This is a genomic window from Marinilabilia sp., from assembly GCF_016278715.1.
Classification (GTDB): Bacteria; Bacteroidota; Bacteroidia; order Bacteroidales; family Marinilabiliaceae; genus Marinilabilia.
The window spans coordinates 1-3280 of sequence record NZ_JADQBH010000092.1 but is presented as its reverse complement, the minus strand read 5'-3'; the positions used below and the strand labels follow the sequence as shown (position 1 = coordinate 3280).

Sequence of the window (3280 nt, the reverse complement as noted above, 5' to 3'; positions counted from 1 at the left end):
TTGAGAGTACGTAATTTGACATTCAACAACCCGTTTGAATTGTTTTTATTATGACCAATGCCTTTCATCAAGCTATTCTTTCAGGAATTCCCGGTCAATTGCCTGAATCGCGGCCATACGACACATCCGTCAATCATGCGCCCAAACGTAAAGATATTCTAACGCACGACGAGAAAATTCTTGCACTGAAGAATGCTTTGCGGTATTTTCCATCGAAATTTCATGATGTTCTGGCTCCTGAGTTTTTCAATGAACTGGATGTTTTTGGACGAATTTATATGTATCGTTTTCGTCCTCACTACGAAATGAAGGCTCGTGCCATCGGTGATTATCCTTGTCAGTCGAGCCAGGCAGCAGCTATTATGCTGATGATTCAAAACAATCTTGATCCGCAAGTGGCTCAACATCCGCACGAGCTTATTACTTACGGTGGAAATGGTGCCGTTTTTCAGAACTGGGCTCAGTATCTGCTGACTATGCAATATCTTGCCACCATGACTGATGAACAGACACTGGTGCTATATTCCGGGCATCCCGCCGGACTGTTTCCTTCCTCCCCCAATGCACCACGAGTAGTTGTTACCAATGGGATGGTGATTCCCAATTATTCTTCTCCAGACGATTATGAACGTTTCAACGCTTTAGGGGTATCGCAATATGGGCAAATGACGGCCGGGTCCTTTATGTACATCGGACCTCAGGGTATTGTGCATGGCACCACCATTACCATTATGAATTCGCTTCGACGTTTGGATGGCAAAGGAAGGGGAGAAGGTGCTTTATTCGTTACAGCCGGATTGGGTGGAATGTCGGGCGCCCAGCCAAAAGCTGCCAATATTGCGGGTTGTGTGAGTGTAACTGCCGAGGTTAATCCCCGGGCCATTGAAACCCGACATTCGCAGGGCTGGGTGGATGAGGTGATAAAAAATCCGGATTCGCTGGTGGGCAGAGTCAGGGAAGCGGTGAAAAACAAAGAGATCGTTTCCATTGCTTTTCAGGGAAACATTGTGGATGTGTGGGAGCGATTTGCTGAAGAGGAGATAAAGGTGGATATCGGATCCGATCAGACATCATTGCACAATCCATGGTCGGGTGGATATTATCCTGTTGGGCTGACCTTCGAAGATGCCAACCGAATGATGGCTGAAGACCCGGAACTCTTCAAAGAAAAAGTCAGAGAATCCTTGAAACGCCAGGTGAAAGCAATTAATAAACTTTCTTCCGCGGGGATGTACTTTTTTGATTATGGAAATGCCTTTTTACTTGAGAGCAGCCGGGCAGGTGCCGATGTACTTGATCAAAAGGGTGAATTTCGTTATCCTTCATACGTTCAGGATATTATGGGGCCACTATGTTTTGATTATGGTTTTGGTCCGTTTCGATGGGTGTGTTCTTCGGGCCGAAAAGCAGACCTGGCTGTAACCGACCGCATTGCAGCCGAGGAGTTGGCAGCAATGGAAAAAGAGGCCCCTCCGGAAATAGCTCAACAGATAAACGACAACCTTCTCTGGATAAGGGAGGCCGAATCGAACCGGCTTGTGGTGGGTTCACAGGCCCGCATTTTATATGCTGATGCAGAGGGCCGCATAAGAATTGCAGAAGCTTTTAACCAGGCGGTTGCTGATGGGAAAATTTCAGCGCCGGTTGTGCTCGGTCGTGATCACCATGATGTATCGGGCACGGATAGTCCGTTTCGTGAAACTTCAAATATCTACGACGGGTCCCGATTTACTGCCGATATGGCGGTTCAAAATGTGATTGGTGATGCTTTCAGGGGTGCGACCTGGGTAAGTCTGCACAACGGTGGTGGCGTCGGCTGGGGGGAGGTTGTGAATGGTGGTTTCGGAATGGTGCTGGATGGTTCGCAGGCTGCCTCAAAGCGGTTGAATAGTATGCTTTTCTGGGACGTAAATAATGGGATAACCCGGCGAAGCTGGGCTCGGAACAAAGGGGCTGTTTTTGCTGCAAAAAGAGCTATGGAGAAAGAACCCGGATTAAAAGTCACTTTACCCAATATGGCTGATGATGATTTGCTTGAGGGGTTATTCGAAAATCATTGAGTAGGGGCGTTCAATGGCCTGCTCCAGTTCCCCCAGCCCGATATTCCGGCTGAATCGGTAAGTCTCTCTCCCATCGAAAAAGACCAGCACCGTGGGAACTGCAAACACCCGGTTCTGTGCGGCCACCTCCGCCTGGTTGACAGTGTCGCTGTAGTACATCGACATTTTGGGGAACTGCTTGTCAAGTAAATTTTTTACTTTTGGTTTCAACACCTTGCAAACATTGCATTGCTCGTGCGAAAAATATACAAGTACTGCAGTTTCTTTCTTTATCACCTCATTGAAGTGGTCTATTGAGGAAATTGTATTCATTTGTAAATTATCTTTTTTATTGATTGGCTATAACTTGGAGAAGAGGTTGGCAGAGGACAGGGCGGCGTCGCCGCTCTGCCCTCTGCCAACCTCTTCCATATTAAAGTGAAAGTGCGTCATTGCTTGGGCTCAGCCCTTAGCAATCTCTGAAATATACATGCGACAATAAATTAAAGCCAGTAAAATTTTGTTTGTGTTGTTTTTGAGAAAGCAGGGAAGGATCTATTTCATCCTGTTCTTGTGGCCAAAACTCAAAAAGCTTTTATGTCTTATCGGTTTAATGTTATTTGTTTTTAATCCTCCTCCCCCAGGGGAGAGTTGGAGTGGGCTGATTTAATCCCGGGCAGCTTTCTCTAACAGCACTGTTGCATAAGCAGAAATACCTTTTCCTTCTCCCACAAATCCCAGTTTTTCAGTGGTAGTGGCTTTTATGGATACCTGCGAGACATCTACATCCATTACTTCAGCCAGTATTTTTTGCATTTTGGGAATGGCGGGATTTATTTTTGGTTTCTGAAGGCAGATGGTGGAGTCCAGATTTCCCAGTTCATAGCCTTCTTTACGGATGATTTCCATGGTTTTTTTGAGCAATATTTTGCTGTCAATTCCTTTTAGTTCCGGGTCTGTGTCTGGAAAGTGGTAGCCAATATCACGAAGATTCAGCGAGCCCAGCAAAGCATCGCAAATGGCATGTATCAAAACATCTCCGTCGGAGTGGCCGACAGAGCCTTTTTCAAATGGTACTTCAATGCCACCAATCCATAGCTTATAGCCTTCTGCCAACTGGTGAACATCATATCCCATTCCAATACGTATGGACATATCTTAATTTTTAGATTGCAAATCTACAAAAAAAATGAGACTGCAACGAAAAAGTATCGTGCAGTCTCATGGTATTTAATTAATTG

3 protein-coding genes are annotated in these 3280 nt (G+C 45.7%); 1 reads left to right on the top strand and 2 read right to left on the bottom strand.

What is annotated here, in order from left to right; all coding sequences use genetic code 11:
* Positions 1 to 50: 50 nt before the first annotated feature.
* Positions 51 to 2060: a urocanate hydratase gene (locus QZZ43_RS05705; protein WP_291856964.1), complete on the top strand. Its 2010-nt coding sequence runs from the start codon at positions 51 to 53 to the stop codon at positions 2058 to 2060.
* On the opposite strand, the gene QZZ43_RS05700 is transcribed toward QZZ43_RS05705, so the two are convergent.
* Together QZZ43_RS05700 and ispF are read right to left on the bottom strand one after the other, a co-directional pair.
* A complete protein-coding gene (locus tag QZZ43_RS05700; protein WP_291856963.1) occupies positions 2043 to 2372 on the bottom strand; it encodes a co-chaperone YbbN in 330 nt (109 codons plus the stop codon). The two genes, QZZ43_RS05705 and QZZ43_RS05700, sit on opposite strands and share 18 nt — an antisense overlap.
* A gap of 333 nt (positions 2373 to 2705) precedes the next feature.
* Positions 2706 to 3194, bottom strand: a complete 489-nt coding sequence (gene ispF, locus QZZ43_RS05695) for a 2-C-methyl-D-erythritol 2,4-cyclodiphosphate synthase (RefSeq protein WP_291856962.1) — start codon at positions 3192 to 3194, stop codon at positions 2706 to 2708.
* Between the last annotated feature and the right edge of the window lie 86 nt (positions 3195 to 3280).

What these genes read in the sequence shown, in the direction of transcription:
- QZZ43_RS05700 (WP_291856963.1), bottom strand. Translation starts at nt 2,372, where the DNA reads ATGAATACAATTTCCTCAATAGACCACTTCAATGAGGTGATAAAGAAA.
- QZZ43_RS05705 (WP_291856964.1), top strand. Translation starts at nt 51, where the DNA reads ATGACCAATGCCTTTCATCAAGCTATTCTTTCAGGAATTCCCGGTCAA.
- ispF (WP_291856962.1), bottom strand. Translation starts at nt 3,194, where the DNA reads ATGTCCATACGTATTGGAATGGGATATGATGTTCACCAGTTGGCAGAA.